The organism is Paraburkholderia phymatum (genome assembly GCF_040965635.1).
Classification (GTDB): Bacteria; Pseudomonadota; Gammaproteobacteria; order Burkholderiales; family Burkholderiaceae; genus Paraburkholderia; species Paraburkholderia phymatum_B.
Genome location: NZ_JBFRCH010000001.1, coordinates 468,592 through 485,126 on the forward strand (window position 1 = coordinate 468,592; position 16,535 = coordinate 485,126).

General features: G+C 62.5%; 12 protein-coding genes. All 12 read left to right on the forward strand.

Annotated features, from left to right (window positions below; all coding sequences use genetic code 11):
* Positions 1–447: 447 nt before the first annotated feature.
* The 12 genes from AB4Y32_RS02165 to aspS all read left to right on the forward strand — a co-directional run bounded on the left by AB4Y32_RS02165 (position 448) and on the right by aspS (position 16,424).
* A complete protein-coding gene (locus AB4Y32_RS02165) occupies positions 448–4,563 on the forward strand; it encodes a DUF3683 domain-containing protein (RefSeq protein ID WP_368719752.1) in 4,116 nt (1,371 codons plus the stop codon).
* A 33-nt stretch (positions 4,564–4,596) separates the two neighbouring features.
* Positions 4,597–5,025, forward strand: a complete 429-nt coding sequence (locus AB4Y32_RS02170) for an HIT family protein (RefSeq protein ID WP_368719753.1) — start codon at positions 4,597–4,599, stop codon at positions 5,023–5,025.
* 7 nt (positions 5,026–5,032) lie between these two features.
* A complete protein-coding gene (locus tag AB4Y32_RS02175) occupies positions 5,033–5,446 on the forward strand; it encodes a gamma-butyrobetaine hydroxylase-like domain-containing protein (RefSeq protein ID WP_368719754.1) in 414 nt (137 codons plus the stop codon).
* 167 nt (positions 5,447–5,613) lie between these two features.
* A complete protein-coding gene (ubiE, locus tag AB4Y32_RS02180; protein ID WP_368719755.1) occupies positions 5,614–6,345 on the forward strand; it encodes a bifunctional demethylmenaquinone methyltransferase/2-methoxy-6-polyprenyl-1,4-benzoquinol methylase UbiE in 732 nt (243 codons plus the stop codon).
* A gap of 37 nt (positions 6,346–6,382) precedes the next feature.
* Entirely contained in the window at positions 6,383–7,390 is a 1,008-nt protein-coding gene (locus AB4Y32_RS02185) for a Tim44 domain-containing protein (protein ID WP_368719756.1), read from the forward strand.
* 110 nt (positions 7,391–7,500) lie between these two features.
* Positions 7,501–8,145, forward strand: a complete 645-nt coding sequence (locus tag AB4Y32_RS02190) for an SCP2 domain-containing protein (RefSeq protein ID WP_368719757.1) — start codon at positions 7,501–7,503, stop codon at positions 8,143–8,145.
* 15 nt (positions 8,146–8,160) lie between these two features.
* Positions 8,161–9,744: a ubiquinone biosynthesis regulatory protein kinase UbiB gene (gene ubiB / locus AB4Y32_RS02195; protein WP_368719758.1), complete on the forward strand. Its 1,584-nt coding sequence runs from the start codon at positions 8,161–8,163 to the stop codon at positions 9,742–9,744.
* A 23-nt stretch (positions 9,745–9,767) separates the two neighbouring features.
* On the forward strand, positions 9,768–10,409 hold the full coding sequence (locus tag AB4Y32_RS02200) for a thiopurine S-methyltransferase (RefSeq protein ID WP_368719759.1): 642 nt from the start codon (positions 9,768–9,770) through the stop codon (positions 10,407–10,409).
* 1,235 nt (positions 10,410–11,644) lie between these two features.
* The gene (ltrA, locus tag AB4Y32_RS02205) at positions 11,645–13,345 is read left to right on the forward strand and encodes a group II intron reverse transcriptase/maturase (RefSeq protein WP_368719760.1); all 1,701 of its coding nucleotides are present in this window, start codon (positions 11,645–11,647) and stop codon (positions 13,343–13,345) included.
* A 132-nt stretch (positions 13,346–13,477) separates the two neighbouring features.
* Positions 13,478–13,822, forward strand: a complete 345-nt coding sequence (locus AB4Y32_RS02210) for an FmdB family zinc ribbon protein (protein WP_368719761.1) — start codon at positions 13,478–13,480, stop codon at positions 13,820–13,822.
* 67 nt (positions 13,823–13,889) lie between these two features.
* Positions 13,890–14,552, forward strand: a complete 663-nt coding sequence (locus AB4Y32_RS02215; protein ID WP_368719762.1) for a DUF502 domain-containing protein — start codon at positions 13,890–13,892, stop codon at positions 14,550–14,552.
* Between the two features lie 72 nt (positions 14,553–14,624).
* Complete coding sequence (gene aspS / locus AB4Y32_RS02220; protein ID WP_368719763.1) at positions 14,625–16,424, forward strand: aspartate--tRNA ligase; 1,800 nt, start codon at positions 14,625–14,627, stop codon at positions 16,422–16,424.
* Positions 16,425–16,535 lie beyond the last annotated feature (111 nt).

Sequence of the window (16,535 nt, forward strand, 5' to 3'; positions counted from 1 at the left end):
GCCGTCTGATGCGGGCGACGCTGCATTTCGAGTGCGTCGCCGGCTGGCGGTTTCGTGGCGAATTCTGGCAAGCCAACGCGCAAAGGCTTGTCGCGCGGACATCCTGGCGTCAACGCGCGCGCGGATGATGCGGTAGAATCTTGTTTTGGAAAAGGATCAGATGATGCATTGGCAGCCTCGGATCGCCCATTTGATGCCCGTCCCGCGTGAAGCTCGCCCCGCGGCGCAGCGGCACGTGCGGCATGCACGATCGTGTAGCTGTATCTGAGCGACGCGACCGGCCATCTACGTTCTCGCCATGTCCCCGGCGATCCCGGGCACAGGCCGCCCGTCGAGGCTTCGCACACTAGAAAGATTTCCAGCATTGCGCCCCACGCGCACCGTCAGCACGCCTCTTCGCCGAATGATCGATGAGCGCGCGTAGCTGACCTACCGAGTCGTCCAAACATGAACGCACCTCAAGTTTTCGATCCGCACGGCGCCGCCGCTACCGTCGTCGCCGATACCGAACCGCGTCTGCGCGAAATCCCATACAACTACACGTCGTTCTCCGACCGCGAAATCGTCATTCGCCTGCTCGGCGACGAAGCCTGGGCCGCGCTCGACGAACTACGCACGGAGCGCCGCACGGGCCGCTCGGCACGCATGCTGTACGAAGTGCTCGGCGACATCTGGGTCGTGCGCCGCAATCCTTATCTGCAGGACGACCTGCTCGACAACCCGAAGCGCCGCGCGCTGTTGATCGAGGCGCTGAATCACCGTCTCACTGAAATCGAAAAGCGCCGCCGCGCCGATCTGACCGAACATGGCGACGAAGCGGGCGTCGGTCGCGCCGCGCGCGTCGAAACGCTGGTCGCCGCCGCGCGCCGCGCCGTCGATGCCTTCGCGGGCGAGTTCGACAAGATGGCCGACCTGCGCCGCCGCGCGACGAAAGTGCTGGGACGCCAGACGCAGAAGGACAACATCCGCTTCGATGGCCTCTCGCGCGTGTCGCATGTGACGGACGCGACCGACTGGCGCGTCGAATATCCGTTCGTCGTGCTCACGCCGGATACGGAAGCCGAAATCGCCGGCCTCATCAAGGCGTGCTTCGAACTCGGCCTGACGGTGATTCCGCGTGGCGGCGGCACGGGCTACACGGGCGGCGCGGTGCCGCTCACGCCGTTCTCAGCCGTCATCAACACCGAGAAGCTCGAACAGCTCGGCGCGGTCGAACTGACGGAAATGCCCGGCGTCGCGCACAAGGTGCCGACGATCTTTTCCGGCGCGGGCGTCGTCACGCGCCGCGTGACGGAAGCGGCCGAGCAGGCGGGCTATGTGTTCGCCGTCGATCCGACTTCTCTCGACGCATCGTGCATCGGCGGCAATGTCGCGATGAACGCAGGCGGCAAGAAGGCCGTGCTGTGGGGCACGGCGCTCGACAATCTCGCGTGGTGGCGCATGGTCGACCCGGAAGGGAACTGGCTGGAAATCACGCGGCTCGACCACAACCTCGGCAAGATTCACGACATTTCCGTCGCGCGTTTCGAACTGAAGTGGTTCGACGGCGAACACGCGCCGGGCGAAAAGCTCTTGCGCACCGAACTGCTGGAGATCGAAGGCCGGCGCTTTCGCAAGGAAGGGCTAGGCAAGGACGTTACCGATAAATTCCTCGCTGGTTTGCCGGGCATCCAGAAGGAAGGCTGCGACGGCCTGATCACGTCGGCGCGCTGGGTGCTGCACAAGATGCCTGCGCATACGCGCACCGTCTGCCTGGAGTTCTTCGGCCAGGCGCGCGAGGCGATTCCGAGCATCGTCGAAATCAAAGACTACCTGTTCGAAACGTCGAAGCAGGGCGGCGCGATTCTCGCGGGCCTCGAGCACCTCGACGAGCGTTATCTGCGCGCCGTCGGCTACGCGACAAAGAGCAAGCGCAACGCGTTTCCGAAGATGGTGCTGATCGGCGATATCGTCGGCAACGATGCCGATGCCGTTGCCACCGCGACGTCGGAAGTGATCCGCATGGCCAACGGCAAGAGCGGCGAGGGCTTCGTCGCCGTGAGCGCCGAGGCCCGCAAGCGCTTCTGGCTCGACCGCAGCCGCACTGCCGCGATCGCGAAGCACACCAATGCGTTCAAGATCAACGAAGACGTCGTGATTCCGCTCAACCGGATGGGCGAGTACACGGACGGCATCGAGCGCATCAACATCGAACTGTCGATCAAGAACAAGCTGCAACTGGTCGACGCGCTCGAAGTATTCTTCCGCAGCGGCAAGCTGCCCCTCGGCAAGACCGACGACGCGAACGAAATTCCGAGCGCCGAACTGCTCGAAGACCGCGTGCAGCAGGCGCTCGAACTGCTCGGCCATGTGAAGAAGCGTTGGGAATTTCTGCGCGACAAGCTCGATCTGTCGTTGCGCGAGGCGCAGCACTATCTGGTGCAGCTCGGCTATGCGGGTCTTGCGGAGAAATTCGCGGACCGCGTCGACGATCAACCGGGCGCGAACGTGTTCCACATCGTCCAGGACCGCACGGTTCGCGTGTCGTGGAAGCAGGAGATCCGCGCGGAACTGCGGCAGATCTTCAACGGCGGCGAGTTCAAGCCGATCCTCGACGAGGCGCAGGCGATTCACAAGCAGGTGCTGCGCGGCCGCGTGTTCGTCGCGCTGCACATGCACGCGGGCGACGGCAACGTTCACACGAACATCCCCGTCAACTCGGATAACTACGAGATGCTGCAGGACGCGCATACGGCGGTCGCGCGCATCATGAAGCTCGCGCGTTCGCTCGATGGCGTGATCTCCGGCGAGCACGGCATCGGCATCACGAAGCTCGAATTCCTGACGGAAGACGAGATCGGCGAATTCCGCGCGTACAAGCAGCGCGTCGATCCGCAAGGGCGTTTCAACAAGGGCAAGCTGCTCGACGGCGCCGACCTGCGCAACGCGTACACGCCGTCGTTCGGGCTGATGGGCTACGAGTCGCTGATCATGCAGCAGTCCGATATCGGTGCGATCGCCGATTCGGTGAAGGACTGCCTGCGCTGCGGCAAGTGCAAGCCCGTCTGCGCGACGCACGTGCCGCGCGCGAACCTGCTGTACAGCCCGCGCAACAAGATTCTCGCCACATCGTTGCTGGTCGAAGCGTTCCTGTATGAAGAGCAGACGCGCCGCGGCGTGTCGATCAAGCACTGGGACGAGTTCAACGACGTCGCCGATCACTGCACCGTGTGTCACAAGTGCGTGACGCCGTGCCCGGTGAAGATCGACTTCGGCGACGTATCGATGAACATGCGCAACCTGCTGCGCAAGATGGGCAAGAAGAAGTTCAACGCGGGCAACGCGGCGGGCATGTTCTTCCTGAACGCGACCAATCCGCAGACCATCAATCTCGCGCGCACCGCGATGATGGGCGTCGGCTACAAGGCGCAGCGCCTCGGCAACGAAGTGCTGAAGAAGATCGTCAAGAAGCAGACGGCCCATCCGCCCGCAACGACGGGCAAGCCGCCCGTCGTCGAGCAGGTGATCCACTTCGTCAACAAGAAGATGCCGGGCAATCTGCCGAAGAAAACGGCGCGCGCGCTGCTCGACATCGAGGACAACAAGATCGTCCCGATCATCCGCAATCCGAAGACGACGTCCGTCGATTCGGAAGCGGTGTTCTACTTCCCTGGCTGCGGCTCGGAGCGTCTGTTCTCGCAGGTCGGTCTCGCGACTCAGGCGATGTTGTGGGAAGCAGGCGTGCAAACTGTTTTGCCGCCGGGCTATCTGTGCTGCGGCTATCCGCAGCGCGGCTCGGGCCAGTACGACAAGGCCGAGCAGATCGTCACCGACAACCGCGTGCTATTCCACCGCGTCGCGAACACGCTGAACTATCTCGACATCAAGACGGTGGTGGTGTCGTGCGGCACGTGCTACGACCAGCTGGCCGGCTACGAATTCGACAAGATCTTCCCGGGCTGCCGGATCATCGACATCCACGAATTCCTGCTGGAGAAGGGCATCAAGCTCGATGGCGTGAAGGGCACGCGCTACATGTACCACGACCCGTGCCACACGCCGATCAAGACGATCGACCCGGTGAAGCTCGTCAACGAACTGATGGGTTCCGAGAAGAACGACGGCTACCGGATCGAGAAGAACGATCGCTGCTGCGGCGAGTCGGGCACGCTGGCCGTCACGCGTCCGGATATTTCGACGCAGGTGCGCTTCCGCAAGGAAGAGGAAATCCGCAAGGGCGCGGCCAAGCTGCGCGGCATTCCCGTCGTGGCCGACGCGGGCGCTAACGCGATCAACATGGCGAACGCGGCGGCGGGCGCGGCGGGTGCTCAGCCGGGTTCGGTGCTGAAGGCGGGCGACGGTCCGCAGCCGAACGGCGCAGCCGGCGCGAACGGCGCAGCGGACGTCAAGATCCTGACGAGCTGCCCGTCTTGCCTGCAAGGTCTGTCGCGCTACAACGAAGACGCGAACGTCGAAGCGGACTACATCGTCGTCGAAATCGCGCGGCACGTGCTCGGCGAAAACTGGATGGCCGACTACGTCCAGCGCGCGAACAATGGCGGAATCGAGCGCGTGCTGGTCTAATGGCACGATATGGCGTTTCGCTCGAGGTCGACGATGGACTGTATTTTCTGCCGTGAAGATGGCGGCGACGTACTGTGGCAGGACGACACATTACGTGTCGTCCTCGCCGATGAACACGACTATCCCGGCTTTTGTCGGGTGATCTGGAACAGGCACGTGGCCGAGTTCTCCGACCTCGGCCATGGGGAGCGCGACCACGTGATGCGCGTGGTCTACGCGGCCGAGCGCGCGATCCGGCGCATTCTGCAACCCGTCAAGGTGAACCTGGCGAGCCTCGGCAACCAGGTGCCGCATGTGCATTGGCACGTGATCCCGCGCTTCTCCAACGACGCGCATTTCCCGCTGCCCATCTGGGCGCCGCGCCAGCGGACGGTATCCGAAACGATGCTGTCCCAGCGCCGCGCGCAGGCGACGCTGCTGCGCGAAGCCGTACGCGGGGAAATCGAACAAGCTCTCGCCTGAGGTCATCATGAGTGGATTGAAATCCGATACGCCGGTGCCCGCCGGCGTCGTCGTTCATGCCGTATCGCGGGTGCTCGAATTGCAATATGCGAACGGCAAGAGCTACCGCGTGCCATTCGAGCTGATGCGCGTCTATTCGCCGTCGGCGGAAGTGCGCGGCCACGGCCCCGGCCAGGAAACGCTGCAGACGGGCAAGCGCGAAGTGACGATCACCGCGCTCGAAGGCGTCGGCAACTACGCGCTACAGCCCACGTTCTCCGACGGCCACAACACGGGCATCTATTCGTGGGACCTGTTGTGGGAGCTCGCGACCCGTCAGGACGAACTCTGGGCGGAGTATTTCGACAAACTTAAGGCAGCGGGTGTCGACCGGGACGCGCCGATGCCTGTATCCAGCCCGGCGCACGGCCACAGACACTGATACGATCCGCGGGGCGGCCATCCGCGGGGCGGCCATCCGCGGGGCGGCCATCCGCGGGGCGGCCATCCGCGGGGCGGCCATCCGCGGGGCGGCCATCCGCGGGGCGGCCATCCGCGGGGATGCAGCGAAACAATTTTCAGAATGAATACGCGAAAGGACGAAGCGCGATGACCAATACCCACTTCGGCTATCAGACAGTCGATGAACAGGAAAAAGCGAAGAAAGTGGCGGGTGTGTTCCACTCGGTCGCTTCCAACTATGACCTGATGAACGACCTGATGTCGGGCGGGCTGCACCGCGCGTGGAAGGCATTCACGATCGCGCAGGCCAACGTGCGGACCGGCTACAAGGTGCTCGACATCGCGGGCGGGACGGGCGATCTGTCGAAAGCGTTCGCGAAGCAGGCGGGCGAGACGGGCGAAGTGTGGCACACCGACATCAACGAATCGATGCTGCGCGTCGGCCGCGATCGGCTGATCGACAAGGGCATCATTACGCCGACGCTGCTGTGCGACGCCGAAAAGATTCCGTTTCCGGACAACTACTTCGATGTCGTCACCGTGGCATTCGGCTTGCGTAACATGACGCATAAGGACGTGGCGCTCGCGGAGATGCGCCGCGTGCTGAAACCGGCCGGGCGGCTGCTCGTGCTGGAGTTCTCGAAAGTGTGGGACCCGCTGAAAAAGGCGTACGACGTCTATTCGTTCAAGGTGCTGCCGTGGCTCGGCGACCGCTTCGCGAAGGACGCCGACAGCTACCGCTACCTGGCTGAATCAATTCGTATGCATCCGGACCAGGAAACTTTGAAGACGATGATGGAACAAGCTGGCCTCGACGCCGTCAAATATTACAATTTGTCAGCTGGCGTGGTAGCTTTACATATCGGGACCAAATACTAGCGTCCCTAACCTCTCGTTTTTAAAGGAAATTGCGAAAATGTCGGATTCGAATCTGTTATCTCGTTGTAAGACTAAGGGGTCGTGGGCGAGGAGGATCGGACTGATCGCAATGGTCGGCCTGATTACCGTCGGCACGCTGACTTCTCTCGACGCCGAAGCGAAACGCATGGGCGGCGGCCGCAGTTTCGGGCGCCAGTCGAACATCACTCAGCCGCATCAGCAGACGGCTCCGTCGCCTTCGCCTTCGCAGTCGCCGGGCGCGCCGGCGCAGGGCATGCAGTCGCAGCGCCCGGCTACGCCGCCGCCCACGCCCGCGCCGCAGCCTAACCGCTCGCGCTGGCTGGGGCCGATCGCCGGCCTCGCGGCGGGTCTGGGCATCGCGGCGCTGCTGTCGCACTTCGGTCTCGGGGAAGCGTTCGCCGGCATGATGGCGAACCTGATCGTCGTCGCGCTGATCGCGTTCGTCGCGATCTGGCTGATCCGCAAGTTCCTCGGCCGCAAGCGTGACGCGTCGGCGCCCGCTTATGCCGGCAGTTCGCCGACGCTGAACGCGGGCGGCACGGGTTACGCGCAGGAGCCTCGCTATACAGCGCCGCCGTCGGGCTCATACCTCGCGCCGCAAGGCAACCCTCTGACGACGCCCGAAGTCGCCGCCGCGCCCGCCGTTCCGGCTGGCTTCGACTCCGAAGCGTTCCTGCGTAACGCGAAGGTCTACTTCGTGCGCCTGCAGGCAGCGTGGGACGCGGGCAACATGGATGACATCCGCGAGTTCACGACGCCGGAAATGTTCGCTGAAGTGAAGGTCGACCTGGCGTCGCGTGGCGCAGAGAAGAACCAGACCGATGTCGTGAAGCTGGACGCCGATCTGCTCGGCGTCGGAGATCGCGGCAGCGAGTACTTCGCGAGCGTGCGCTTTCATGGCCTGATGCGCGAAACCATGGGCGGCACGGCAGAGCCGTTCGAGGAAATCTGGAATCTGTCGAAGTCGACCCATACGGGCGAAGGCTGGCTGCTCGCGGGCATCCAGCAAGTGAATCATCACTGATATTCCGTCAAGGATTAGCCGTTCGGCAGAGCAAGGCGCGAAGCGAACGGACGTTACAATAGGAACCCGCGTCGGCAGTCGCCGGCGCGGGTTTTCTCTTTCCACTTCCGATGACCTTTGCCGCCAAGCCCTTTGCTGCTGCCGTCAACCATCTGCTCGCTCGCGAAACGTGGGCGCGCGAACGCCTCACCCCATATGCCGGCAAGACCGCGCGGCTCTCGTGTCCTCCCGTCACGCTGATCCTGCTGGTTCAGCCTGACGGCTACCTGAGCGCCGTCGACGAAAGCGAAGCGCACGCATACGACGTCACCGTCTCCGTGCCCGCCGATGCCGCGCCCGCGTTCCTGCAAGGCGGCCAGGCGGCCGTGATGAAGCACGCGAAGATCGAAGGCGATGCGGAGTTCGCGACCGTGATCGCCAAGCTCGCCGAGCATCTGCGCTGGGAGCCCGAAGAAGACCTGGCGAAGCTGATCGGCGACGGGCCCGCGTGGCGGATCGCGTCGGTGGCGCGTACGGTCGGCGATCATGCGCTGCGCACGGGCCGCAACCTGCTCGAATCGGTGGCCGAATATCTGCTCGACGAGAACCCGCAACTGGTGCGCCGCGCGGCGCTCGACGACTTCAACGCCGAGCTGGCGCGCGCCCGCGATGCGCTCGCGCGCGTCGAGAAACGCATCGAGCGTCTCGAACAGAAGGTCGAAGCCCGCGGCGCGCAAGCGCCGGGCGGCGCCGCCACGTCGCGCGGCACGCGCTAGTCATCGGGCTCAGTCATGCGTTTCCTGCGTTTCCTCAAGATCTTCTTTACCGTCATCCGGTTCGGCCTCGACGAGATGATGCTGAGCCGCATCAACGACCGCCGCGTGCGGTTGCTGCTGCGTATCACGACGATCGGCCGCAAGTTCGACCAGCCGCCAGGGCTACGGCTGCGTCTCGCGCTCGAGAGCCTTGGGCCGATTTTCGTGAAGTTCGGCCAGGTGCTGTCGACGCGCCGCGACTTGCTGCGCCCGGACATCGCGAACGAACTCGCGAAGCTGCAAGACCAGGTGCCGCCGTTCGATTCGGACGTCGCCATCGCAATCATCGAAAAGTCGCTGGGCGCGCCCGTCGATTCGATCTTCGACGACTTCGAGCGCGTGCCGGTAGCGAGCGCATCGATTGCGCAGGTCCACTTCGCGACGTTGAAGTCGGGCGAGCACGCGGGCAAGCAGGTCGCCGTGAAAGTGCTGCGGCCGAACATGCTGCCCGTGATCGATTCCGATCTCGCATTGCTGCGCGATCTCGCCGTGTGGGCCGAGCGCCTGTGGGCGGACGGCAAGCGCCTCAAGCCGCGCGAAGTGGTCGCGGAATTCGACAAGTATCTGCACGACGAGCTCGACCTGATGCGCGAGGCGGCGAACGGCAGCCAGTTGCGGCGCAATTTCGCGGGCCTCGATCTGCTGCTCGTGCCGGAGATGTACTGGGAATACTGCGCGGCCAATGTGCTCGTGATGGAGCGCATGGTCGGCGTGCCGATCAGCCAGGTGGATACGCTGCGCGCGGCGGGTGTGGATATTCCGAAGCTGGCGCGCGAGGGCGTCGAGATCTTCTTCACGCAGGTTTTCCGCGACGGCTTCTTTCACGCGGACATGCACCCCGGCAACATTCAGGTGAGTCTCGATCCCGTGCATTTCGGGCGCTATATCGCGCTGGACTTCGGCATCATCGGCGCGCTGTCGGACTTCGATAAGAACTATCTCGCGCAGAACTTTCTCGCTTTCTTCAAGCGCGACTATCACCGCGTCGCGACGCTGCACCTCGAATCCGGTTGGGTGCCGCCGACGACGCGCGTCGAAGAACTGGAAAGCGCGATCCGAGCGGTCTGCGAGCCGTATTTCGACCGCGCGCTAAAGGACATCTCGCTCGGCCAGGTGCTGATGCGGCTCTTCTCCACGTCGCGCCGCTTCAACGTCGAAATCCAGCCGCAACTGGTGCTGCTGCAAAAGACGATGCTCAACGTCGAAGGGCTGGGCCGTTCGCTCGACCCCGAGCTCGACCTGTGGAAGACGGCGAAGCCGTATCTCGAGCGCTGGATGAACGAGCAGGTCGGCATGCGCGGCTGGTACGAGCGGCTCAAGATCGAGGCGCCGCAATGGAGCAAGACGCTTCCGCAATTGCCGCGGCTGATTCATCACGTGCTGGCGCAGCGTCACGACGTGCAGCAGCGCGGCATCAACGACGAAACCATCCGCCAGATCCTGCTTGAACAGAAGCGCACGAACCGCCTGCTGCAAGGGCTTTTGATGTTCGGCGTGGCCGTCGGTGTCGGTGCGATGCTGGCTCGCGCGTGGCTGTCCATCGCGTACGGCGGCTACTGAACTCCCCGTTTCGAGGTGTGCCGATGAGCCACTCCAGGCCAACTGTTCCTTCCGGTGCGCCGGATTTCGAAAACCGCGATCCGAATGCGCCCGGCTTCTGGGACGAGCGCTTCGAGCGCGGCTACACGCCGTGGGATCAGGCGGGCGTGCCGGCATCGTTCAAGGCGTTCGTCGAGCGGCACTCGCCGATGCCCGTGCTGATTCCTGGCTGCGGGAGCGCCTACGAGGCGTGGTGGCTTGCCGAACGGGGCTGGCCGGTTCGCGCAATCGACTTCGCGCCCAACGCGGTCGAAGCCGCGCGCGCCCAACTGGGCGCGCATGCCGACGTCGTGGAAGTCGCCGACTTCTTCACGTATCAGCCGCCTTTCGAACCCGGCTGGGTCTACGAGCGGGCGTTCATGTGCGCGCTGCCTCCTTCGCGTCGCGACGACTATGTGGCGCGCATGGCCGCTCTGTTGCCGGCTGGCGGATTGCTCGCCGGTTTTTTCTTCATCGGCGCGACGCCGAAGGGGCCGCCGTTCGGCATCGAGCGCGCCGACCTCGACGCACTGCTCAAGCCCCATTTCGAGCTGGTGGAAGATGATCCCGTCAACGATTCGATCGCCGTCTTTGCCGGCCGGGAGCGCTGGCTGACGTGGCGTCGGAGCGGCGCAACAGGGGCTTGATTCGCGGCGATATCGCCCTCATTTATGTGGTTTATGGCTATGCCGGCCGTTTCCCCTGGAATTCCGGGGCGGCCCATCGTTTGCGGCTATAATTCAAGGCTTTGGTGCGACACGCACGCTCGTGTCCGGGTAGTCCCAACGTAAGGGACATCGACTAGCGGTAAAGGAGGCGTCAGTACGAGCTTAACCGACCGCGAAGGTGTCACGCGGAGCATCGGGAAGGGGCGCGAGTCCCTCGACGCAACTGCTCAGAAGTGGGGCATCTGTGTTAGCGAAGCGAGACTCGGTACGGGTATGCCGGATCTCGTTCCAACGAGGCTCGGTATGTCACATCCTCCGAGACCTTGCATTGCATTGACCTGATTACCGTCAGGTTTCCGCCCTGTCAGCGGCTTCACCTCCGCCGACTGGGTGGGGTGTTGTATGCATTTTCCTGCGCCTTCCGCGGCAAGGGATTTCGCGAACCGACATGAGCGTATAGCTCGGTGTGTCATTGTCCACTCTGAACCCTCGGGTACAGATAGAGGACCTGCTGTACGACCAGCAGTAGCTTAGGAGGACATGCGTCACTGGCAACGGTGGGGTATGAAGCTTCTCTGACAATAGGTCCCGGGTTAACCGGTGGGTGCGAATCGTGAGATTCGCGCCTGGATTCTCCCAGCAGCGAGGGGGTTGAGACCTTAAGCTGGCTGATATGGCTAACGTATGTGAACTGCTGATAAACCTCGTAAGAATTGTGGTGCTGAAGCTGCTACGGCATCAACCAAAAGGTGTGTGGTTGGATAACTCGCTCAAAGCTCGGGTTACGTCGTCGTTAAACCACCGGGGGAGAGGCAGAGCCTAAGTCAGTCGTGTGACATGCCGGGAACGTGGTAAGCCTGTACGGTTGCCCGCGCATTCTGGCGGGCAGGCGAACCGCAAGGGACGCTGTGGATTGTGCAGGTATGGGAGGACGGAGCAAGCGAATGCCGGGCTGTAATGGTCCGGATAGGGATTGGAACATCATCCCACGCGAAAGCGGGCAGACTTCCGTCTGGTCTACCGTCGCAAGACGGCTGACTACCCTCTGTGACTTGGTTAGATGCGGGTGCATGCGCCCGTATTGAAGTGTTTGTCCGAGACGTGGGCGCTCGCGCACATGTTGAGGTTTTCTGTTGTTCCCCAGCGGGGTGTGTCTTCCCCGCTGGGGGAGATGCGCCTTCTGCCGGGGATCTAATCCAAGGTAGGAGAGCAGCATGAGAGTATCTGGTCGAAAGACTGGGTCTGCGCTTTCCCACGTGCCTGACAACTGGTACGCCGTAGATTGGCGTCGGGTAGAAAGGAACGTGAGAGGGATGCAGATTCGAATTGCGAAGGCGACGCGGGAAAGCGACTGGCGCCGGGTGAAAGCCCTGCAACGGATGTTGACCCGCACGTTGTCCGCAAAGTTGTATGCGGTGCGACGTGTTACGCAGAACCAGGGTGCACGAACGGCTGGTGTCGATTGTGAACTTTGGGACTCGCCTGAGAGTCGGTGGGCAGCCATCGGCAAGTTGAAGCGGCGCGGATATGAGCCTCTGCCCTTACGGAGAGTCTTTATCCCAAAGGCCAATGGGAAAGAGCGCCCTCTGGGCATTCCGACCATGCGGGACAGGGCGATGCAAGCCCTGCATCTGCTGGCCCTTGAGCCTGTGGCTGAGTCGACGAGCGACCCGAATTCGTATGGATTCAGGATCAACCGCTCTACGGCTGACGCCATGGCCCAGATACGTGTTTGCACATCCCGGAAGGATTCGTCCCGATGGGTACTGGAAGCCGATATCCAAGGGTTCTTCGACAACATCAACCATGACTGGCTGGTGACCCATGTCCCAATGGACAGGGCGATCCTCCGGAAGTGGCTGAAAGCTGGCCTGATTTATCAAGGTCAGCTTCAGGCGACTGAAGCCGGTACGCCTCAGGGAGGGATTATCTCCCCAACGCTGGCAAATGTGACGCTGAACGGGCTGGAACGGGACCTGATAACACACCTGCGTGTGAAGTTCGGAATCGGGAAGGCGAAGGGCCTGAAAGTCAACGTGGTGCGATATGCGGACGACTTCGTGATCACTGGTGTCTCGAAAGAGATACTGGAACAGGAAGTCAGACCTTGGGTGGAAGCATTCCTCGCAGCTAGAGGTCTGCAACTCTCGGAGGAGAAAACGCAGATCACGCATATAGATGACGGGTTCGATTTCCTTGGGTGGCATTTCCGGAAGTACTCGGGAACGCTCCTCATCAAGCCGAGTCGGAAGAACGCGCATGCGTTTTACCGCAAGGTGGCGGATACGATCAGCAGCAACAAGACGGTCACGCAAGCGAATCTGATTCGCCTGTTGAACCCATTGTTGCGCGGATGGGCGCAGTATCACCATCGCGTCTCAGCCAAGCAGACGTACAGCCGCATGGAGTATCTGATCTTTGGCAGGCTCTTGCGGTGGTCTAAGCGAAGGCACCCGAAGAAGACAACTGCGTGGGTGAGAGCGAAGTACTTTCACTCGGTTGGGAGTCGGCAGTGGGTGTTTGGTGTCCCTGTCGTTCGTGAGGATGGTACGAGGACGATACAAGAGTTGTACTCGCTAAGTGGTACAACGATCCGGTACCCCACGAAGATTCAAGGCGAATTCAACCCCTTTGATCCAACGTGGGAGCAATACAGCGAGAAGTTGCGACAGGATCGCATGTGGGACTTAATGCGCTACCGGAAGCAATGGGCGAGGTTGTACATGTCACAGAGTGGGCTTTGCGCACACTGCGGCTGCGCCTTGACTGAGGACACGGGCTGGCATGACCATCATCTTGAATATCGGATGCATGGAGGCTCGGACGCTCTGTCAAATCGGGTATTGCTCCACCCTCACTGTCATCAGCAGGTTCATGCACGTGGTACGGTTGTAACTAAGCCGGCCCTGCCGTAAGCAGGGCTTTGCTTTGTAGGCTCGAGCTGTATGCGGGGAAACTCGCACGTACAGTTCCTAGGGGGCCCCTTTTCCGCGAGGAAAGGGGGCTACCCTACCAAGCGTTCAAAAGATTTCTGTAGGGACAAGATCATGCCGATCTACGCTTATCGTTGCGAGTCATGCGGCTTCGGGAAGGACGTGCTTCAAAAAATGAGCGACGCCCCATTGACGCAATGCCCGGAGTGCGGAGCCGATGCGTTTCGCAAACAGGTCACAGCCGCCGGCTTCCAGCTGAAGGGCTCGGGCTGGTACGTCACGGACTTCCGCGGCGGCAATTCGGCCGGAGCTTCCGGCAACAGCAACGGCTCGGACGCATCGGCTGGCAAGGCCGAGAGCAAGCCGGACACGGCTTCGTCCGACAGCGCGGCTTCCACGAGCGCGCCCGCGGCGGCACCCGCGGCAGCGCCCGCCGCGGCAAGCAGCTCGGGCGCATAGCCGGTTCGGCGCTCCACGGTGAAGTAGACGCCGCGCAAAGGGTTCGTGCGGATTTCTGACGATACACATGACGACGAAAAAGACGACGCTCAAATCGGTGTTCCTGACGGGCCTTCTGGTGCTGGTGCCTCTTGCCATCACGTTGTGGGTGCTCGGGCTGATCATCGGCACGATGGATCAGACGCTGCTGTTGCTGCCACATTCGTGGCAGCCGGAGCGGCTGCTCGGCTTCCGCCTGCCCGGACTCGGCGCCGTGCTGACCCTCGCGTTCATTTTCGTCGTCGGTCTATTGACGCAGAACTTCGTTGGGCAGAAGCTGGTTGGCTGGTGGGAAGTGATCGTCGCGCGCATTCCTGTCGTCGGTCCGATCTACACCAGCGTCAAGCAGGTGTCCGATACGCTGCTGTCGTCGAGCGGAAACGCATTCCGCAAGGCGCTGCTCATCGAGTACCCGCGCAAAGGGTCCTACACCATCGGGTTTCTGACGGGCATCCCTGGCGGCGACGTGGTCAACCACCTGAAGGAAGATCACGTCAGCGTCTACGTGCCGACCACGCCGAACCCGACGTCCGGCTTCTTCCTGATGGTGCCGAAGAGCGAAGTGATCGAGCTCGACATGACCGTCGACGCCGCACTCAAGTACATCGTCTCGATGGGCGTCGTCGCTCCGTCCTCGCCCACGCATCAGCCGCTGGGGGAGCGCCGCGCGACCGTCGAGCCACCCATGTAATGCCGGCGCGCGCCACTCGAACATCCGTTTGGCGCGCGCCGTTCAACCCATGCAAAACGAAAGACAAACATCATGTCGATGAGATCTGAATACTGCGGTCTGGTGACCGAACACCTCCTGGGTCAAACCGTGTCGCTGTGCGGCTGGGTGAGCCGGCGCCGCGACCATGGCGGCGTTATCTTCATCGACCTGCGCGACCGCGAAGGCCTCGTTCAGGTCGTCTGCGACCCGGATCGCGCTGAGATGTTCAAGACGGCCGAAGGCGTGCGCAACGAATTCTGCGTCCAGGTGAAGGGCGTGGTGCGCAACCGTCCTGAAGGCACGACGAACGCCGGCCTGAAGAGCGGCAAGATCGAAGTGCTGTGCCACGAGTTGAGCGTGCTGAACGCATCCGTCACGCCGCCGTTCCAGCTCGACGACGACAATCTCTCGGAAACCACACGCCTCACGCACCGCGTGCTCGACCTGCGCCGTCCGCAAATGCAGCACAACCTGCGACTGCGCTACCGCGTCGCGATGGAAGTGCGCAAATACCTCGATTCGCGCGGCTTCATCGACATCGAAACGCCGATGCTGACCAAGAGCACGCCGGAAGGCGCGCGCGACTACCTGGTGCCGTCGCGTGTGAACGCGGGCCAGTTCTTCGCGCTGCCGCAGTCGCCGCAGCTCTTCAAGCAGCTCTTGATGGTCGCGAACTTCGACCGTTATTACCAGATCACCAAGTGCTTCCGCGACGAAGACCTGCGCGCTGACCGTCAGCCGGAATTCACGCAGATCGACTGCGAAACGTCGTTCCTGAACGAGCAGGAAATCCGTGATCTGTTCGAAGACATGACGCGTCATGTGTTCAAGGAAACGATCGGCGTCGAACTGGACGCGAAGTTTGCCGTGATGCCGTACTCGGAAGCGATGCGCCGCTTCGGCTCCGACAAGCCGGATCTGCGCGTGAAGCTCGAATTCACGGAACTGACGGACGCCATGAAGGACGTCGATTTCAAGGTGTTCAGCACGCCGGCCAACACGAAGGACGGCCGCGTCGCGGCGCTGCGCGTGCCGAAGGGCGGCGAGCTGTCGCGTGGCGATATCGACAGTTACACGGAATTCGTGCGCATCTACGGCGCGAAGGGTCTCGCGTGGATCAAGGTCAACGAAGTGGCGAAGGGCCGTGACGGCCTGCAAAGCCCGATCGTGAAGAACCTGCACGAGGCGGCCATCGCGGCCATCATCGAGCGCACGGGGGCGCAGGACGGCGACATCATCTTCTTCGCGGCGGATCGCGCGAAGGTCGTGAACGACAGCCTCGGCGCGCTGCGCCTGAAGATCGGCCACTCGGAGTTCGGCAAGGCGAACGGCCTCGTCGAAGCGGGCTGGAAGCCGCTGTGGGTCGTCGACTTCCCGATGTTCGAGTACGACGAAGAGGAAAGCCGCTACGTCGCCGCTCACCACCCGTTCACGAGCCCGAAGGACGAGCACCTCGAATATCTGGAAACGGACCCGGGCCGCTGCCTCGCAAAGGCATACGACATGGTGCTGAACGGCTGGGAAATCGGCGGCGGTTCGGTGCGTATCTTCCAGGAAGACGTGCAGAGCAAGGTGTTCCGCGCGCTGAAGATCGGCGCGGAAGAAGCGCGCGCGAAGTTCGGCTTCCTGCTGGACGCGCTGCAATACGGCGCGCCCCCGCACGGTGGCATCGCATTCGGTCTGGACCGCATCGTCACGATGATGGCGGGCGCCGATTCGATCCGCGACGTGATCGCGTTCCCGAAGACGCAGCGCGCGCAGGATCTGCTCACGCAGGCGCCGAGCGAAGTCGACGAGCGCCAGCTGCGCGAGCTGCACATCCGTCTGCGTCAGCCCGAGCAGAAGGCGTAAGTGTGACGTCCAGCGCGACGCGCCGTTAAAACAACGGCGGGTGCGCGAAACAACGAACGAAGAAGGCGCGTGATGCGCCTTTTTCTTTTTTTGCGTTACAGTCACTGGAAG

Coding starts and splice junctions, on each gene's coding strand:
- AB4Y32_RS02215 (WP_368719762.1), top strand. CDS start 13,890: ATGACGACGAAAAAGACGACGCTCAAATCGGTGTTCCTGACGGGCCTT.
- ltrA (WP_368719760.1), top strand. CDS start 11,645: ATGAGAGTATCTGGTCGAAAGACTGGGTCTGCGCTTTCCCACGTGCCT.
- AB4Y32_RS02210 (WP_368719761.1), top strand. CDS start 13,478: ATGCCGATCTACGCTTATCGTTGCGAGTCATGCGGCTTCGGGAAGGAC.
- AB4Y32_RS02200 (WP_368719759.1), top strand. CDS start 9,768: ATGAGCCACTCCAGGCCAACTGTTCCTTCCGGTGCGCCGGATTTCGAA.
- AB4Y32_RS02190 (WP_368719757.1), top strand. CDS start 7,501: ATGACCTTTGCCGCCAAGCCCTTTGCTGCTGCCGTCAACCATCTGCTC.
- AB4Y32_RS02185 (WP_368719756.1), top strand. CDS start 6,383: ATGTCGGATTCGAATCTGTTATCTCGTTGTAAGACTAAGGGGTCGTGG.
- ubiB (WP_368719758.1), top strand. CDS start 8,161: ATGCGTTTCCTGCGTTTCCTCAAGATCTTCTTTACCGTCATCCGGTTC.
- aspS (WP_368719763.1), top strand. CDS start 14,625: ATGTCGATGAGATCTGAATACTGCGGTCTGGTGACCGAACACCTCCTG.
- AB4Y32_RS02165 (WP_368719752.1), top strand. CDS start 448: ATGAACGCACCTCAAGTTTTCGATCCGCACGGCGCCGCCGCTACCGTC.
- AB4Y32_RS02170 (WP_368719753.1), top strand. CDS start 4,597: ATGGACTGTATTTTCTGCCGTGAAGATGGCGGCGACGTACTGTGGCAG.
- ubiE (WP_368719755.1), top strand. CDS start 5,614: ATGACCAATACCCACTTCGGCTATCAGACAGTCGATGAACAGGAAAAA.
- AB4Y32_RS02175 (WP_368719754.1), top strand. CDS start 5,033: ATGAGTGGATTGAAATCCGATACGCCGGTGCCCGCCGGCGTCGTCGTT.